13 protein-coding genes and 2 pseudogenes are annotated in these 17089 nt (G+C 71.5%); 8 read left to right on the top strand and 7 right to left on the bottom strand.

Annotated features, from left to right (window positions below):
* Positions 1-13 precede the first annotated feature (13 nt).
* Entirely contained in the window at positions 14-1480 is a 1467-nt protein-coding gene (locus ACWEFB_RS25390) for a lytic murein transglycosylase (RefSeq protein ID WP_452289240.1), read from the top strand.
* 83 nt (positions 1481-1563) lie between these two features.
* Positions 1564-2598, top strand: a complete 1035-nt coding sequence (locus tag ACWEFB_RS25385) for a GNAT family N-acetyltransferase (RefSeq protein ID WP_326563121.1) — start codon at positions 1564-1566, stop codon at positions 2596-2598.
* 28 nt (positions 2599-2626) lie between these two features.
* Here the strand turns inward: ACWEFB_RS25385 and hemB are convergent, their stop codons facing one another.
* The 5 genes and pseudogenes from hemB to ACWEFB_RS25360 all read right to left on the bottom strand — a co-directional run.
* Positions 2627-3610: a porphobilinogen synthase gene (gene hemB / locus ACWEFB_RS25380; RefSeq protein ID WP_452289238.1), complete on the bottom strand. Its 984-nt coding sequence runs from the start codon at positions 3608-3610 to the stop codon at positions 2627-2629.
* 63 nt (positions 3611-3673) lie between these two features.
* Positions 3674-5254, bottom strand: coding sequence for a uroporphyrinogen-III synthase (locus ACWEFB_RS25375; RefSeq protein WP_452289236.1), 1581 nt, complete (start codon positions 5252-5254; stop codon positions 3674-3676).
* A complete protein-coding gene (gene hemC, locus ACWEFB_RS25370; protein ID WP_326562389.1) occupies positions 5251-6216 on the bottom strand; it encodes a hydroxymethylbilane synthase in 966 nt (321 codons plus the stop codon). Before hemC ends, ACWEFB_RS25375 begins: the two co-directional genes overlap by 4 nt.
* Positions 6213-7562, bottom strand: coding sequence for a glutamyl-tRNA reductase (locus tag ACWEFB_RS25365; RefSeq protein WP_452289234.1), 1350 nt, complete (start codon positions 7560-7562; stop codon positions 6213-6215). The genes hemC and ACWEFB_RS25365 overlap by 4 nt, the downstream gene beginning before the upstream one ends.
* Before the next feature lie 92 nt (positions 7563-7654).
* A pseudogene (locus ACWEFB_RS25360) lies at positions 7655-8392 on the bottom strand (redox-sensing transcriptional repressor Rex); the annotation flags it as partial.
* Between the two features lie 367 nt (positions 8393-8759).
* On the opposite strand from ACWEFB_RS25360, the gene ACWEFB_RS25355 reads away from it, so the two are divergent.
* Together ACWEFB_RS25355 and ACWEFB_RS25350 are read left to right on the top strand one after the other, a co-directional pair.
* Positions 8760-10052 carry a sensor histidine kinase gene (locus tag ACWEFB_RS25355; RefSeq protein ID WP_452289232.1) on the top strand — a complete coding sequence of 431 codons (1293 nt, stop codon included), beginning with the start codon at positions 8760-8762 and terminating at the stop codon, positions 10050-10052.
* Positions 10053-10159: 107 nt separating this feature from the next.
* Positions 10160-10822: a response regulator transcription factor gene (locus ACWEFB_RS25350; RefSeq protein ID WP_326562386.1), complete on the top strand. Its 663-nt coding sequence runs from the start codon at positions 10160-10162 to the stop codon at positions 10820-10822.
* Between the two features lie 127 nt (positions 10823-10949).
* On the opposite strand, the gene ACWEFB_RS25345 is transcribed toward ACWEFB_RS25350, so the two are convergent.
* Together ACWEFB_RS25345 and ACWEFB_RS25340 are read right to left on the bottom strand one after the other, a co-directional pair.
* The gene (locus tag ACWEFB_RS25345) at positions 10950-11606 is read right to left on the bottom strand and encodes an HAD family hydrolase (protein ID WP_452289229.1); all 657 of its coding nucleotides are present in this window, start codon (positions 11604-11606) and stop codon (positions 10950-10952) included.
* A gap of 74 nt (positions 11607-11680) precedes the next feature.
* A complete protein-coding gene (locus ACWEFB_RS25340; RefSeq protein WP_326562384.1) occupies positions 11681-11932 on the bottom strand; it encodes a glutaredoxin family protein in 252 nt (83 codons plus the stop codon).
* A 592-nt stretch (positions 11933-12524) separates the two neighbouring features.
* Between ACWEFB_RS25340 and ACWEFB_RS25335 the strand changes: the two genes are divergently transcribed.
* The 4 genes and pseudogenes from ACWEFB_RS25335 (at position 12525) to ACWEFB_RS25320 (ending at position 17086) form a co-directional block, all read left to right on the top strand.
* On the top strand, positions 12525-13496 hold the full coding sequence (locus ACWEFB_RS25335; RefSeq protein ID WP_442792107.1) for an ECF subfamily RNA polymerase sigma factor, BldN family: 972 nt from the start codon (positions 12525-12527) through the stop codon (positions 13494-13496).
* A 254-nt stretch (positions 13497-13750) separates the two neighbouring features.
* Positions 13751-14617: pseudogene (locus tag ACWEFB_RS25330) on the top strand (DUF5667 domain-containing protein); the annotation flags it as partial.
* 430 nt (positions 14618-15047) lie between these two features.
* Positions 15048-15923 (top strand): HAD family hydrolase, encoded by an 876-nt coding sequence (locus ACWEFB_RS25325; protein ID WP_452289226.1) that lies wholly within the window; start codon positions 15048-15050, stop codon positions 15921-15923.
* Positions 15920-17086 carry a hypothetical protein gene (locus ACWEFB_RS25320; protein WP_452289224.1) on the top strand — a complete coding sequence of 389 codons (1167 nt, stop codon included), beginning with the start codon at positions 15920-15922 and terminating at the stop codon, positions 17084-17086. The genes ACWEFB_RS25325 and ACWEFB_RS25320 overlap by 4 nt, the downstream gene beginning before the upstream one ends.
* The last annotated feature ends 3 nt before the right edge of the window (positions 17087-17089 follow it).

Genomic DNA, 17089 nt, shown 5'->3' with positions numbered 1-17089 from the left:
TAATACTCGACGCGTGGCGGACCGGGATGAACGGGTGACGGACGGCGCGGACAGTCCGGCGGCTCGGCCGCTGCGACCGGCCGTACCACTGCTCGACGGACCGCTCGCGAGTTCGGGCGCGGCACCGGATCCGGTCCGCGCGGCACCCGCCGCCGCGAAGCCGGCCGATGCCGCCACTCCCGACGCGAAGCCGGCAGCCGGCGAGGCCGGCGCTCGGTTGCCGAACGACACCCCGGCGACCCCAGCGGTCGACGCCGGACGCGCCGACGCGGAGCAGGCCGAGCCCGAGCAGGCCGCCCCGAAGGCCGCCGCCGCGCCGGAAGGCGCCGCACCGGAGGACGGAAAGCCGGCCGGGAGCGGGAGCGCCGAGCCGAAGGCCGACGAGAGCCCGAATCCGAAGGCCGACGACAGCGCCGACGCCAAGGACGCCAAGACCGGGGCGGCAGCCGGTGAGCCGGGAACGAAGACCGCTACCGAGTCGGGCACGAGCACGCCGAGCCCGGACGGTGCCACCGGCGACGCCATCCCGGCGGGCGCCACCGGCCGCGGCCGACGGATCCGGGTGCCGTTCGCGCACGCCGTACGCCGGTTCCCACCGCCCCGCCAGATCCCCGCCGCGACCACCCGCGCGGTCCGGTCCTGGTCCACCGGGGGGAGCGGACGGCTCGTCCTCCCCGCCCTCTTCATCCTGGCGCTGATCGCGGCGGCCGGGCTGGCCGGTGGAGTGCTGATCCCGGCCACCTCGCACGTGCCGCCGTCCCGTGCCGGCGCCGGCGGTGGCCCCAACCCCGACCTCGCCACACCGACGCTCGGGCCGGACGGCTCGGTCGCCCCCACCGACGGCGGCGGCCTGCCGGTCACCCCACTGCCGACCAACGGCCTGCCGGGCGCGTTGCCACCGACCGCCCGACCGGCGGAGGTCCTCACGAGTTGGGCCCAGCAGGCCTCCGCGAAGACCGGGGTGGCCCCGATGGCGATGCAGGCGTACGGCTACGCGGAACTCGTACTCGCCCAGACCAAGCCGGGGTGCAAGCTCACCTGGACCACATTGGCCGCGATCGGATATGTCGAGTCGAGACACGGGACCGCGAACGGCGCCCAGCTCGACGCGAACGGAGCGTCCACACCAAAGATCATCGGCGAACCACTGGACGGCCAGGGGAACCGAATGCGGATCATGGACACCGATCGCGGCGCACTCGACGGCGACGTCACGTACGACCGGGCGGTCGGGCCGATGCAGTTCATCCCCACCACGTGGCAGGAAAACGGCGTCGACGCGGACAACGACGGGGTGAAGAACCCGCAGGACCTGGATGACGCAGCCCTCGCGGCCGGTAACTATCTGTGCAAGGGGACCCGGAATCTCTCCGTGCCCGAGGACTGGTGGAATGCCATCCTTTCCTACAACAACCTGCAGGTTTACGCTCAGGACGTGTTCAACAAGGCCAACGAGTACGGTGCCAGCAGCCGGGCGTAGTCTAGACGTAGCGTAATGGTCCACGTACATTGAAGAATTGGCCACTTTCGCCAGACTGCGGTTAGCGGCAAGCTGTACTGGTGATGGTGCGCGAGTGGGATCCGAGGACCGCGTCGTCCGCCGAGATCGAGTCGTTGCTGGACACTGTCAACGCGGCCTTCGCGGCGGACCTTCCGGCAGATCCTCAATGGCGGAACAGCTCCTTGCGGGAGTATCTCGCCGAGGTGATGCCGGGCGAGCGGCGGATTTCCTGGATCGCCCAGGAGGAACCGGCCGCCGACGGCACTTCCGGTCGGATCATGGGTCACATTCACGTCCTGCTGCTCGGCGACATCGGCGTGATCGACGTACTCGTGCACCCGGACGCCCGTCGGCGGGGGCTGGGACGGGAACTGCTGGCCAAGGCCGCCCGCCGGACCTATCAGGAGGGCTTCTCCTCGATCGGGGTCGAGGTCATCGGGGACACCCCGGCGATCCACTTCTTCGAGGCGCTCGGCTTCGCTCGGGAGTACGTCGAGACCCGCAGTGTGCTGCCCCTGTCCACGGTGGACTGGGTGACGCTGGAGGAGATGGCCCGGGGCATCGGCAGCGGCTACCGGCTGGAGTTCTACCCGGGTGGGCCGCCGGACGACATGCTCGTCGCGTACGCGCGGGCCAAGGCCGAGATCCGCGACATCGACGACGGCGACCTGGACCTGCGCCCGAGTTCCTATGACCCGCAGCGACTGAAGGACAGCTTGAGCTGCCTGCACCGCCGGGGCATGAAGCCGTACATCGTGCTCGCGGTGCACGAGAGCAGTGGCGAGGTGGCCGGTCTGACCGAGGTGGTGGTGCCGGCCCAGCACCCGACCCGGGCGGACCAGTACGACACCATCGTGGTCCAGGACCACCGCGGTTACGGCATCGACCGGGCGATCAAGGCCCGGATGCTGTTCGAGCTGCGTACGGCCGAGCCGGACCTGGCCGAGGTGCAGACCTGGAACGCCCAGGCCAACGAGCCGATGATCAAGGTCAACGCCGAGCTGGGTTTCCGGGCCGAACGGGACTGGTGCGAGTACGGGGTGAACGTCGCCGAGCTGGTGCACCGGATCGACACCTCCGGGTCCGGCACGCCGTAGCGCCGGACCCCGGTCGGCCCCGTCCGGGTCAGTAACTCTCGCGCAGCATCTTGGCCGCCTCGACGGCCCAGTACGTGAGGATGACCTGCGCCCCGGCCCGGCGGATCGAGGTGAGCGATTCCATGATCGCCCGCTCCCGGTCGATCCAACCGTTCGCCGCGGCGGCCTCGACCATCGCGTACTCGCCGGAGACCTGGTAGGCGGCGACCGGCACGTCCACCGAGTCGCGGACCGCGGCCAGCACGTCGAGGTAGGGCCCCGCCGGCTTCACCATCACCAGATCGGCGCCCTCGGCGATGTCGAGCTGCACCTCGCGCAGGGACTCCCGCAGGTTCGCCGGATCCTGCTGGTAGCTCTTCCGGTCGCCCTGCAACGCGGACTCGACCGCGTCCCGGAACGGGCCGAAGAACGCCGAGGCGTACTTCACCGCGTACGCCAGGACCGAGGTGTCCTGGTAGCCGGCCGCGTCCAGAGCCCTGCGGACCACACCGACCTGGCCGTCCATCATCCCGGACGGCCCGACCATCTGCGCGCCGGAGGCAGCCTGGACCACGGCCATCTCGGCGTACGCGGCCAGGGTCGCGTCGTTGTCCACGCTGCCGTCCGGGGCGAGCACGCCGCAGTGCCCGTGCGAAGTGAACTCGTCCAGGCACAGGTCGCTCATCAGCACCGTGCTGTCGCCCAGCTCGGCGGTGAGGTCCCGTAGCGCCACGTTGAGGATGCCGTCCGGGTCGGTCCCGCCGGAGCCCCGCTCGTCCCGGGTGGCCGGCACGCCGAACAGCATGATGCCGCCGACCCCGGCCCGGACCGCCTCGACCGCCGCCTTGCGCAGCGAGTCGCGGGAGTGTTGCACCACCCCCGGCAGGGTCGCGATCGGCCGGGGTTCGGCCAGCCCTTCCTTGACGAACATCGGCAGCACCAGCTCGGCGGGCGCCACCCGGGTCTCGGTCACCAGCCGGCGGATCGCCGGGGTACGCCGCAACCGTCGCGGTCGGATGTCGGGGTACGACATGAGCCCTCCTGTACTACCCGGTCGGCGCGACCCGACTGGTCGCCCCGACCGTTCCTCGGTCGGTCAGCGGAACCGCAACGCGGTCGGCCCCTGCACCTTCGAGCCACGGCGCTGCTTGGCCGGCATCGCCGCCAGCTTCTCGCGCAGTTCGACGGCGTATGAGGCGAGCGCCTCGACGAGGTCGGGCACCGAGGCGTTGGTCGGCTGGGCGTCCACCCGCAGGCCAAACTCGGTTGCCGTCTCGGCCGTCTTCGGTCCGATCACTGCAACAACCGTACGAGGGTGCGGCTTGCCCGCGATACCCACTAAATTGCGCACTGTCGACGAGGACGTGAACAGGACCGCGTCGAACCCGCCCGACTTGATCGCGTCCCGGATCTCGGCCGGCGGCGGGGCCGCCCGTACGGTCCGGTAGGCGGTGACGTCGTCGACCTCCCAGCCCCGCTCGGTCAGCCCGGCGGCGAGGGTCTCGGTCGCGATGTCGGCGCGCGGCAGCAGCACCCGGCCGACCGGGTCGAGGATCTCGTCGTGCGGGGAGAACTCGGCCAGCAGGCCCTCCGAGGACTGGTCCCCGGCCGGCACCAGCTCGGGCTGGATGCCGAAGGCGCGGACCGCGTCGGCGGTGGCCTCGCCGATACAGGCGATCTTGACGCCGCCGAAGTGGCGGGCGTCCAGGCCGTGCTCGGCGAACTTCTCCCAGACCGCGCGTACGGCGTTGACCGAGGTGAAGATCACCCAGGCGTACCTGCCGTCGACCAGGCCCTTGACCGCCCGCTCCATCTGGGCCGGGGTACGGGGCGGCTCGACCGCGATCGTCGGCACCTCGCACGGGATCGCCCCGTACGCGCGCAGCCGGGCGCTCATCACGCCGGCCTGCTCCTTGGTGCGCGGGACCAGCACCTTCCAGCCGTACAGCGGGCGGTTCTCCCACCAGCTCAGCTTGTCCCGCTGGCTGACCCCGGCGCCCAGGGTGAGGACGACCCGGCCGGTGAAACCGAGCGCGGCGGCGACGAAGCTGTCCACGGTCGAGGTGGTGGTGTACTGCGTCTCGCCGGTGCCGTCACCGGTCACCCCGACCGGGGTGGTGCCGTCGACGCCGACCGCGAGCAGTCCGTCCCGGACGGCGGCGAGGTCACCGGCGTCCACGGCGAGCGCGAGCGAACCCCGGTTGACCGCGGCGGCGAGCGCCTCGAAGTCCAGCGCGGTGACGTCGTCGACGTCGGCGGCGGTGCGTACGCCCGGCAGCGGGACCCCGGCGTAGCTGGCCACGCCCTCGGCCTGGCCGATGCCCGGTACCACCTCGAAGTGCACCGCGGTACGGACGACCGCCTGCACCTCCTTGACCACGGAGTCGTGGCCGAACGGGTCACCTGCGACGAGGTGCACCGCGGACAGCCCGGAACGGGCCGCGGAGATCAGTACCTTGGCGACGTCGCCGGGGGCGCCCTCCGCCGGGCTGAACTGGGCGTCCTCCTTGGCCTCGGCGCGCAGGACATCGAGCAGCGACTCGGGGACGCCCCGGTCGAAGATGACCTGGTCCGCCTCGACCAGCGCGTCGTGCGCCCGGCGGGTCAGCAGGCCGGGGTCGCCGGGGCCTGCCCCGACGAACGCGATGTGGCCTGCGGGCTTACGGGTGCGGATCATGGCTGTGCTCCAAAATGCTGGGTCCTCGCGCCGGGGTGCGAAGGCGTACCGAGGATCGAGTCGGCGCCGCGGTCGAGGAGTTCGGCGGCGAGCGCCTTACCGATCTCCTCAGCGTCGGCGGGCGTACCGGTGCGGGACAGCCGGAGGTCACGGGCCCCGTCCGGACTGATCACCGCCCCGCGCAGGTAGATCTCATCGCCGTCGTCGCCCTCGGCGAGTTCCGCGAATGCGGCGACCGGTGCGCTACAGCCGGCCTCCAGGGTGGCCAGCAACGCGCGTTCCGCGGTGATCGCGGCCCGGGTCGGTGCGTGGTCGAGCAGGGCGAGCAGATCGATCAGCTCCTGATCGTCGCCGCGGCACTCGACCGCGAGAGCACCCTGGGCGGGCGCGGGCAACATCAGCATCGGATCGAGCGTCTCGGTGATCTCGGCGGTACGGCCGAGCCGGCTCAGTCCGGCTCGGGCGAGCACCACCGCGTCAAGGTCCGCGTCCGGGCCGAGCACGCGCTTGACGCGGGTGTCGACGTTGCCGCGGATCGGGGTGATCTCGAACTGGAGTCCGAGTGCGTGCAGCTGGGCGATCCGGCGCAGCGCGCCGGTGCCGATGGTCGCGCCGGGCGGCAGCTCGGCCAGGGTGCGCCCGTCCCGGGCGACCAGCGCGTCGCGGGGATCCTCCCGCTCCGGTACGGCCGCGATGTGCAGGCCGTCCGCGGGCGCGGTGGGCAGGTCCTTGTACGAGTGCACGGCGAAGTCGATCTCCCGGGCGAGCAGCGCGTCGCGCAGCGCCGAGACGAAGACCCCGACGCCGAGCCGCTGCACCGGGGCGGAGGACCGGTCGCCGGCGGTGACCACCTCGACCAGTTCGACCTCCCGGCCGGTGGCGGCCCGGACCGCGTCGGCGATCATGCCGGACTGGGCCATGGCCAGGGCGCTGCCCCGGGTGCCCAGACGTAGCGCGGTCATCGGTCTCCTCCCGGAGCGGGCAGCGACACCCTGGGGGCGATGTCGGGAACGGCCTCGACCGGCGAGGTGTTCGGCACCTCGAGGTCGAAGAGCTCACGCAACAGCGCGGTGTACTGGTCGCCGCCGGGCTCGGCGGCGAGCTGGCGGACCCGTACGGTCGGCGAGTGCAGCAGCCGTTGCACCACCCGGTGCACGGTGTGCGCGACGTCGGCCCGCTGTTCGTCGGTGAGGTCGGGGCGGCGCTGGGCGAGCCGGCGCAGCTCGGCGGTGACCACCTCGTCGGCGCGGGCGCGCAGGGCGGCCACGGTGGGCACCACCTCGGCGCCGCGCAGCCAGGTGAGGAAGGCGGCCACCTCGCTGGTGACGATGTCGGCGACCGCGGCGGCGTCGGTGGCGACCGGTCCGTCGGCGAGGTCGGCCGCGAGCCGGTCGATGTCGACCACGAGTACGCCGGGCAGCTCGGCCACGGCCGCGTCGACATCCCGGGGTACGGCGAGGTCGAGCAGGACCAGCGGGGTGGCGGACCCGTTCGCGGCCCGTCGGGCCAGTGCGGCGGCCACCGTCTCTCGGGTGAGCACCGGCTCGATCGCCGCTGTGGCGGTGACTACGATGTCCACAGTGGACAGGGCTACGGTAAGATCGTCGAAGGCTACGGCGGTCGCGCCGTACGCCTCGGCCAGCCGCGACGCCCGGTCCGCGCCCCGGTTGGTGACCGCGATCGACCCGAGCCCGAGCCGGGTCAGCGTCGCCACGGCCAGGGCGCCCATCGCGCCCGCACCGATCACCAGTGCCGGGCGGTCGGACAGCGATCCGCCGAACCGGTTGGCGGCGATCTCCAGCCCGGCGGTGACCACGCTCTGGCCCGCCTGGTCGATGCCGGTCTCGGCATGGGCCCGCTTGCCGACCCGCAGCGCCTGCTGCATCAACTCGTGCAACTGCCGGCCGGTCGCGTCCGCCTCGGTCGCCACGTGGTAGGCGTCCCGGAGCTGTCCCAGGATCTGCGCCTCGCCGACGACCATCGAGTCCAGCCCGGTGGCGACCCGGAACACGTGCTCGACCGCGGCCTCGTCGTAGTGGACGTAGAGGTGGTTGGCCAGGTCCGCGGGCGAGCAGCCCGCCTCGGCGGCGAGCACCGCGCAGACGTCGCCGAGACCGCCGTGGAAACCGGAGACCGCGGCGTAGATCTCGACCCGGTTGCAGGTCGAAACCACCACGGCCTCGCCGATGTAGGTCTGGGCGAGCAGCCGGTCGAGGATCCGGGGCAGGTCGGCCGTGCTGACCGAGAGCCGCTCCAGCGTGGCGACCGGGGCGGTGCGGTAGGACGCGCCGACGACGAGCAGGTTCACGAGCCGACCACCTCCGTACGGTTCGAGCGGGGACGGCCCGGCGGGGCGGGTTCCTTGGTGCCGGTGCCGCTGACGGTGACGGTGACGTCCTCGGTCCCGGTGGCGGCGAGATCCGGATCGGTCTCGGCCCGGCCGCCGGGCAACGCGGTCAAGGATGCCTTGCGGTGTTCGTGGAAGGAGAGGATCTGCAACTCGATCGCGAGGTCGACCTTGCGCACGTCCACCCCCTCCGGCACCCCGAGCACGCAGGGCGCGAAGTTGAGGATGCTGGTCACACCGGCGGCCACCAGCAGGTCGGCGACGCGCTGCGCGGCGGAGGCGGGGGTGGCGATCACCCCGATCGCGATCGCCTCCTCGGCGGCGGTCAGCGGCAGGTCGTCGATGTGCCGGACGGTCAGCCCGTTGATCTCCTCGCCCACCCGGGCCGGGTCCGCGTCGAAGAGGGCGGCGATCCGGAAACCACGGCTGGCGAAGCCGGCGTAACCGGCCAGCGCGTGACCGAGATTACCCACGCCGACCAGCGCTACCGCGCGGCGTTGGGTGAGGCCGAGGACGTACTCGATCTGGTCGATCAGGAGGGCGACGTCGTAACCGACCCCCCGCGTGCCGTACGAGCCGAGGTGCGAGAGATCCTTGCGGAGCTTGGCCGAGTTCACCCCGGCGGCGGCTGCCAGTCCCTCGCTGGAGACCGTGTCGTCACCGGCTTCGGCGAGATTGTGCAGTGCACGCAGGTATTCGGGGAGCCGGGCGACCGTCGCCTCAGGGAGATCCGGAAGCGCCGGAACGGCACCGGCGCGCCCGGACGCGCCTGCGGGGCGGTGCTGACTCATGTGACTCCGTGCGGTGCGATCCTCGACCAGCCGGAGTGGCGGGCCATTACAGGGCTCCCGCTTGCGACCGCTGTGACCGGCTGTGCTAGCAGGGCTCGTCGGAGTAACAGAGTAGGCGCTTGTGAAGACGTGCACAAATCGCGATCTTGAAGCCACGCGACACGGGTTCACCAGGAACTCCATTCACAAGATCGGCTTCAGGGGGGTACGGTTCCGCCATATCGATTATGGCTCAATTCCGACTATTCTCGCCAACTCGACCAGCTATCGTGGGCCGCGAGGACCGGCGCAGGTGAGGCCAGCCCTACCGGAAATAGGCAGGCCGACGGGATATGGACCGGTCGTCCGGTTGCCTAGCGTGGAGGACATGACCACCGTCACCGCCAACGCCGAACCGGCCCCGTCCACGATTCTGCGCCAACTCGGCGTCGACTCGGCGTACGTGCTGCTCGGATTCCCACTCGCGCTGGCCAGTTTCATCTTGTTGATCATCGGCCTGGCTCTCGGCGTGGGCCTGATGGTGACCGTGATCGGACTTCCGATCCTCGCCGGCACGCTCTACCTCGCCCGCGCCTGGGCCGACCTCGAACGGCGACGCCTGCCCGCCGTACTGCACCAGCCCCGGATCCGGCCGCAGTACCGGGCCCCCGAGCCCGAGGCGAACGCCTGGCGGCGGATCTTCGTACCGATCACCGACGGCCAGTCCTGGCTCGACCTGGCGCACGGCTGCGTCAAGCTGATCGTGGCGGCGGCCACCTTCGTCGTCACCGTCGCCTGGTGGGCCGGCGCCATCGGCGGCTCCTTCTACTGGGCGTACGACTGGACCCTGCCGCAGGGCGACGGAAACGAGGGGCTGAACGAGCTCCTCGGCCTCGGCGACTCGGCCGGCGCCCGGATCGGGCTGAACAGCGCCTTCGGCATCTTCTTCCTGATCACCCTCCCGATCGTGGTCCGCGGCTGCGCACTGCTCCAGGCCAGCTTCGGCCGGGCCCTGCTCACCGGGGTCGCCGAGATGCGCAACCGGATCACCGTGCTGGAGGAACAGAAGCGGGCCGCCGTCTCCGCCGAGGCCAGCGCCCTGCGCCGACTCGAACGCGACATCCACGACGGCCCCCAGCAACGCCTGGTCCGGCTCGCCATGGACATCAGCCGCGCCCAGCACCAACTCGCCACCGACCCGGAGGCGGCCCGACGCACCCTCGACGAGGCACTGACCCAGACCCGGGACACCCTCGCCGAGCTGCGGGCGCTCTCCCGTGGCATCGCCCCGCCGATCCTGGTCGACCGGGGCCTGCCCAGCGCCCTCGCCGCGCTCGCCGGTCGGGGGCTGATCCCGGTCGAGCTCACCGTCGACCCGCAGCTCGGTACGCCCACCGGCCGACTCGACCCGGCGGTCGAGAACGCCGCCTACTTCGTGGTGGCCGAAGCCCTGACCAACGTCGCCAAGCACAGCCGGGCCACCGAGTGCTGGCTCACCGTCACCCGCGCCGACCGTCAACTGCACATCGCGGTGATCGACGACGGCGAGGGCGGCGCCCACCTCTCCAAGGGGCACGGGCTGGCCGGCATCGCCGACCGCGTACGCGCCACCGGCGGCACTCTGACCGTGATCAGCCCGACCGGCGGCCCGACCGAGATCCGCGCCGAGCTCCCGTGCTGAGCCCGCCGACCGAACTCCCGCACCGATCTCCCGTACTGAGCGAAACGATCATCCCGAGCAGAGCCGGTGACGCCGTGACCGACGACAACGTGGTAGACAACCGAGCCATGCGTGTAGTGATCGCCGACGACGCGTTCCTGCTCCGCGAGGGGCTGGCCCGCCTGCTGACCGAACACGGCCACGAGGTGGTCGCCGCGGTGGGAGACGGCACCGCCCTGGTCGAGGCGGTGGTCGCCCACCTGCCCGACGTCTCGATCGTCGACGTACGGATGCCGCCGAGCCACACCGACGAGGGTCTCCGGGCGGCGGTGGAAGCCCGCCGGCTGGTCCCCCGCGCCCCGATCCTGGTCCTCTCCCAGTACGTCGAGGTCTCGTACGCCGACGACCTGCTCGCCACGGTCAATCCCGGACCGGGTGCCGGCGGCGGGATCGGCTACCTGCTCAAGGACCGGGTGGCGGCGATCGACGAGTTCCTCGACGCGCTCCGCCGGGTCGCCGCCGGTGGCACCGTCCTGGACCCCGAGGTGGTCGGACAACTGCTGGTCCGCCGTCGCCGCGACGACCCGCTGCGCGAGTTGACCCCACGCGAGCGCGAGGTGCTCGGCCTGATGGCCGAGGGCCGCTCCAACACCGCCATCGCCCGCGCCCTCGTCGTCAGCGACGGCGCCGTGGAGAAACACGTCCGGAACATCTTCACCAAACTCCGCCTACCCCCCGACGAGGAACAACACCGCCGAGTCCTGGCCGTCCTCACCTACCTCCGCGGCTAACCCCACCCCCCGTCCCACCCCCCGCCCGCCGTCGATCTTGCAGTTGTGGTTCCCGCCATGTCCCTCTTTGGGGGCATACGTGAACGACCCAAAGTGCAAGATCGACGCAGGGAAGGGGGTTACGGGGTTACCGGGTGGGGAGGGTGAGGGCGAGGGTTACTGCTTCGGTGAGGGTGTCGGCTACGGGGCGGCCGGAGGCGCGCAGGCGGGCCGGGTCGGTGAAGCCGCCGGTATAGAGGACGCTCGCGGCGCCGACCGAGTCGGCGGCGTCAGCGTCGTCGATGGAGTCGCCGATGAGCACCACCGACGAGCCGTCGATGCCGAGTTCGTCCAGGTGACGCGCGAGGTGGTCGGCCTTGTGGTCGCCGCCGACGGTGCCCCGCAGACCGTCGATCCGGTTGAACATCGCGGTCAGGCCGTACGTCTCGACGGCGGGGACCAGCTCGTCGTGGAACCACATGGACAGCAGCGACTGGGTGCCGGTCCAGGACCGCATGGCGGTGGTGGCGTCCTCGGCCAGCTCGCAGGTGGTCAACCCGGTCCGGTACGCGTCGTGAAAGACCTTGTCGAGTGAGCCGAACGCGTCGGTGTCCACCGCCCGGCCCAGTACGTCGGCGTAGTACTCGGAGATCGGGCGCCGGAACCCGAGCCGGTGCTCCTCGGCCGTGACCACCGGTCCACCGACGCTGGCGAACACCACGTTGGTCGACGCGACAACCAGGCTGAGGTCGTTGAGCAGCGTCCCGTTCCAGTCCCAAACCAGGTGCCTACGAGCCGTTCCCATCGCAGCACAATAACTCGGCCGCCACGCACCCACCCCGCCGAGCCCGCCCCGCCGACCGCGGAACGGAGGGCGGGCTAGGAGGTCCGGGTCAGGGCCTGGAGGAGGCGGGGTTCCTCCACCCGCCAGTAGCCGTGTTCCTTGCCGTCGAGCAGGATCACCGGTACGCGGTCGCCGTACTCGCGTTCGAGTTCGAGGTCGGCGGTGATGTCGACCTCGACCCAACCGGTGCCGGTGCTGGCCGCCACCCGGTCGATCGCCTCCTTGGCCACCTCGCACAGATGACACCCGGGACGGGTGATCAGGGTCAGTCTCGGCTCGCTCGCCATGCGTTCTCCCAGGTCCGGCGTGGATCGCAGCAGTCTGGCACAGGACCGGCCCGGACCGCTCCCGCGCATCGACGTCCGACTGCCTCTCGACTTCCCCGGTGGCTCACGGTACCGTCCACGAGACCGTGTCCCGGCGTGGAAATATCACGAGCGGGACCGACCGTCACCGTTAGCACTTATGCCGGCGGCACGCCAAACCGTGCCGCTCCTCGGCGTGTTGCGGTGTTTTTGCAGCTCACGGGCCGGATGACCCGACTGTCGAGGATCCGACAACGCACAAATCGTCCGCCCCAGTTGGGCAAATCTGGGAAATACTTTGGCTCTGTGTAACGGACTCGCCACGCGTGGGTGACGTTGGCCCTATCATCACTCGGGTTGGCTCACCCCTTTTGCTGTGAGTCGACACCCCTCAGCCCGAGGAGGCCGCCGTGCCTGTAACTGCACTGCACCAGCACCTCATGGATGCGTGCCGCCAACCGGGGCAGTCTGCCCTCGGTCTGGTGGATCGTGCCGGTCCAGGCCGGGTTCGCGGCATCGTGGCCGCGAGATCGTGGCGACCGGCCCCGCTGGCGTACCGGCTCGGGGAGGGCCTGTGAGCACTTACGGATACGCGGACGCCGCACGTCGCCGCGAGGTTCAATCCGCCCGCGCGGCCCTGAACCAGGGCCTCAGCATGCTGCGGATCTCCATGGACGACATGCGGAGCCTGGCCGTACGCGGCGAGGGCAGTCCCAAACGGATCCGGAACCGACCGCATCCGAACGAGACGCCGTCGCGGCACACCCCGCCGGGGAGCAACGCGCGCCCGATCAGCGGTCGGGTGACCAGCCCGACCCGACCCCCGATGCCGGCCCAACCCGGCCCCGGACAGACGGGACCCCGGCCGGACGCACCGGAGACCGAGACCGCCATCCTGCCGGTCGTCCCGGCCGTCGACCCGGCACCCGGGCCGGCGGCACCGCCACCGACCGGCTACCCGGACCGCCCGGATCCCTCGGATCCGGCGACCGAGGTGTGGAAGCTGATCGAGCGGGCCCAGCAGGGCGAGTCCGAGGCGTTCGGTCTGATCTACGACCGGTACGTGGACACCGTCTTCCGGTTCGTCTACTTCCGGGTCGGCAACCGGCAGTTGGCCGAGGACCTGACCTCGGACACCTTCCTGCGCGCACTCAAACGCATCGGCAGCTTCACCTGGCAGGGGCGCGATCTCGGTGCCTGGCTCGTGACGATCGCCCGGAACCTGGTCGCCGACCACTTCAAGTCCGGCCGGTACCGACTCGAAGTTACTACGGGTGATGTGTTAGATGCGGATCGTGAGGATCGGGGTCCGGAAGGGAGCCCGGAGGCCGCGGTCGTCGAGCACATCACCAACATGGCGCTGCTCGGCGCGGTGAAACAACTCAACCCCGAGCAGCAGGAATGCATCGTGCTCCGGTTCCTGCAGGGCTTCTCCGTGGCGGAGACGGCGCAGACGATGGGCAAGAACGAGGGCGCGATCAAGGCCCTCCAGTACCGCGCCGTACGGGCCCTGGCCCGCCTGCTCCCGGACGGGTTCCAGCCGTGAGTCCGGTGCATCCGGGATACTCAGACGCGGCACCACCGATCACTCATCGTGATACTGCGACCGAACGGCCCGTAACCGGGCAGGCTCACCGGCCGTTTGTCCCGATGCGACGGGCGGTTGCCCAGGCACACCGCCGGCCCGTCGGTCCGGCCGACTGATCGGCCACGGCCGAGCGGCCCGGACCCAAGCCACCGTCGCACGGTCGGCGACGATGCCGCCCGTACGGCCGTGACCAGCGAAGGGAGGTGCCCGCGGTGAATCTCAACCTATTCCGCCGCTGGCGCGCCGAGCGCTTCGCGCAACTCCTCGACGAAGCCAACGGTGGCCGTCGACACCACATCCGTTCCCGCGCCGACGACGACCTTACCGAACTGGTGACGGTCGGACAGCGGATGCGTGGCGCACAGCAGTCCGTCGAGGCCGAGGTCGACCCGGAGTTCCGTACCGGGCTGCGCCTGATCCTGATGGCCGCCGCCGAGCAGGCGGCGATCGACGCGGCGGCAGGCGCGGATCCGGGTGCCGAGAAGCGCGCCCGGCGAACCGCACAGCGCCCCCAGCGCAGCCGGGCCCGGGTCCGGGGCTCGGTCATCGTCGGCGTGGCCGTCGGCGCGATCGCGGTCTCCGGCATGTCCGCCGCCAGCGAGAACGCCCTGCCGGGCGACGCCCTGTACGCGGTCAAGAGGTCCACCGAACGGGCCCAGCTCGCACTGGCCAGTTCGGACCTCAGCCGGGGGCAGCTCTTCCTCGACTTCGCCCAGACCCGACTCGCCGAGGCGGTCGCGGTCCAGGGCGACGAGGCCGGCTTCGCGGCCGTTCTCGACGACATGGACGACGACACCCGCCAGGGCATCAAGCTTCTGAACACCTCCGCCGCACAGCGCCGCGACGCCGCGGCGCTGGACGCGATCGGCAAGTTCCTGACCGGCCAGCGCCGGCAGATCACCGGGCTGCTGGGCGGGGCGACCACCGCCGACAGTCAGCGGGTGGGCGAGTCGCTCGCCCTGCTCGACTCGATCGGCAAGCGCGCCGACCTGCTCCGCGCGGCGTTGCAGTGCGGCGTGGAGCCGGCCGCGCGGATCGACACCCTCGGGCCGCTGCCCCGCGCCTGCGGCACCAGCCGCGGCTCGGCCGGGGCACAGCAGAACTCCCCACAGGAGAACCGCCCCAGCACTCCCCGGACACCGGGCACACCACGGCCGGAGACGTCGGAGGAGCCGGAGGTCACTCCGAGCGGCACGCCGGACCGGCAGTTGGAGCTCGGGCCGAACGGGAAGAAGCCGGTCTTCGACAGCACCACGCCGGTCGACGGCCGACCCGCCGAGTGACGGCAGGGCGGCGAGCACGTCGAGCATCCGCTGTGGGGTCCGGGCCTTCTGGTCCGGACCCCACAGCGCGTACGCCGTTGCGTCGCACCGAACACCGACGGCAACCATCCGAACACTCTGCCGGGTGACCGGCGGTGCACTGCGGTAGGACGGCGCTGGGTGGTGCCGGTCCCGACTAGGCTCGCTGGAGGCACGGGACGCATCCATCGAGCGGAGGGAGGTCCGCGTGGCCCGGATCCGAAAGGTGACCGTCAGTACGGACGCGCACGGTCACACCGCCGGCTGGGCAGCGACGGAACCCGAACCGGCCCCGGCCGCACCCGTCGACCGGAGCGCCGCCGCCTTCTTCGACGTGGACAACACGATGATGCAGGGCGCCTCCATCTACTGGTTCGCCCGTGGGCTGGCCGCACGCAAGTACTTCACCACCGGTGACCTGGCCCGGTTCGCCTGGCAGCAACTGCGGTTCCGGCTGCTCGCCACCGAGCACGCGGGCGACATGTCCCACGCCAAGGAGGCCGCGCTCGCCTTCGTGGAGGGGTGGCGGGTCGAGGACGTCGAGCGGCTCACCGAGGAGATCTTCGACGAGCTGATGGCGCCCAGGATCTGGGCCGGCACCCGCGCCCTGGCCCAACTGCACCTCGACGCCGGCCAGCGGGTCTGGCTGGTCAGCGCCGCACCGGTGGAGATCGGCCGGGTTATCGCGGCCCGACTCGGCCTCACCGGCGCGATCGGCACGGTGGCCGAGATCCACGATGGCGCGTACACCGGGCGGCTGGTCGGGGACCTGATGCACGGCCCGGCGAAGGCCGACGCGGTGTGCCAGCTCGCTGCGGTGGAGCACCTCGACCTGGCCCGATGCGTCGCGTACAGCGACTCCTCCAACGATCTGCCGATGCTCTGCACGGTCGGGCGGGCGGTCGCGATCAACCCGGACAACAACCTCCGCCGGGCCTCCCGGATGCGCGGTTGGGAAATACGCGACTTCCGTACCGGACGTAAGGCGGCCAGGATCGCCGTACCGTCGACGGTTGCCGCGGGCCTGCTGGCCGGCGCGGTGACCGCCGGGCTTGCGGTACGTCGCCGTAAGCAGGGCCGATGACGGCGCAGCCGGCCACCGACACGGCCACCCGTACGCCCGCACCGGTCACCGGACCGACCGTCAACCCGAGGCGGCACCGGCTCGGCGGGCTGATCGGGCTGGTCGCGGCACTGGGCGCGGGCGGGGTGCTGCTCGCCCTGCCCACCGCCGACCCTGACCCGCCCGGCACCCAGGTCCGCACGATCGAACAGGTGTGGCCGGACGCCCGACCGGTGGAGATCCCGGCCGCGCTGTCGGACGGGCCGGCGTACAGCCCGGTCTTCTTCCTCGACGCGCGGGTGTCGGTCGGCACCGCGCCCAGCCCGGAGGGCACCCACCTGCGCCTGGTGCTCCGGGCCGCCGACGGCACGATCCGCGAACTGCGCCGGCTGCCGATCGCGGACGGCCCGGTGTACGCCGGATTCGCCCGCGACGGCGACGAGTTCGCCTGGGCCGAGTCGGTCCCCGGGGCGGACGGTCACGGGCGTACCGAGGTGTGGGCGGCGAACCTGGCCACCGCCCAGCCTGCCCGGCGGCTCACCGCGGACACCGGTGACGTGGTCTTCTTCAACTCCCAGTACGACATGGTGATCAACTCCGGCCGGCTCTACTGGGCGTCCGTCGCGCCCGACGAAGAAACGGCGACCGAGATCCGTTCGGTGGCGTTGACCGGCGGAGCGGTGTCCGTCCGTACCGAGCAGGGCGCCTGGTCCGTCTCCGCGTACCCGTGGCTGGTCAGCGCCGGGACCGGGACGAGCGGGCCGGTGCAGCTACGCAACCTCGAACAGCGCAAGGTGATCGAGGTCGACGCCACCGGCTCCGAACTGGTCACCTGTAGCCCGACCTGGTGCCGGGTGCTGGTGCTGGCCGCCGACGGGCCGGGACGGATCGAGCTGATGCGCCCCGACGGCACGGACCGGCAGCAGGTGGCCGGTGGGGTGGCGACCGCCGCGGTGATCGACGTCGCGGTGCTCGACCGGTTCGAGGTGGTCTCCCTCGCCGACGCCCAGCGGACCGCCACCGACAGTCAGCAGTTGCTGCTGTACGACGTACGCGAGAAACGGACCGTGGTGGTGAGCGACGGCAGCGGTCTGGTGCTCTGCCGGGACGGCATCCTGTGGTGGTCGACCGGGGGCAGCGACATCACCGCCTGGCACACCCTCGACCTGCGCACCCTGAAGTAGGGC

The organism is Micromonospora sp. NPDC004704, assembly GCF_053601675.1.
The sequence above is the reverse complement of the archived record's forward strand: the minus strand, read 5'-3'. Positions and strand labels throughout refer to the sequence as shown.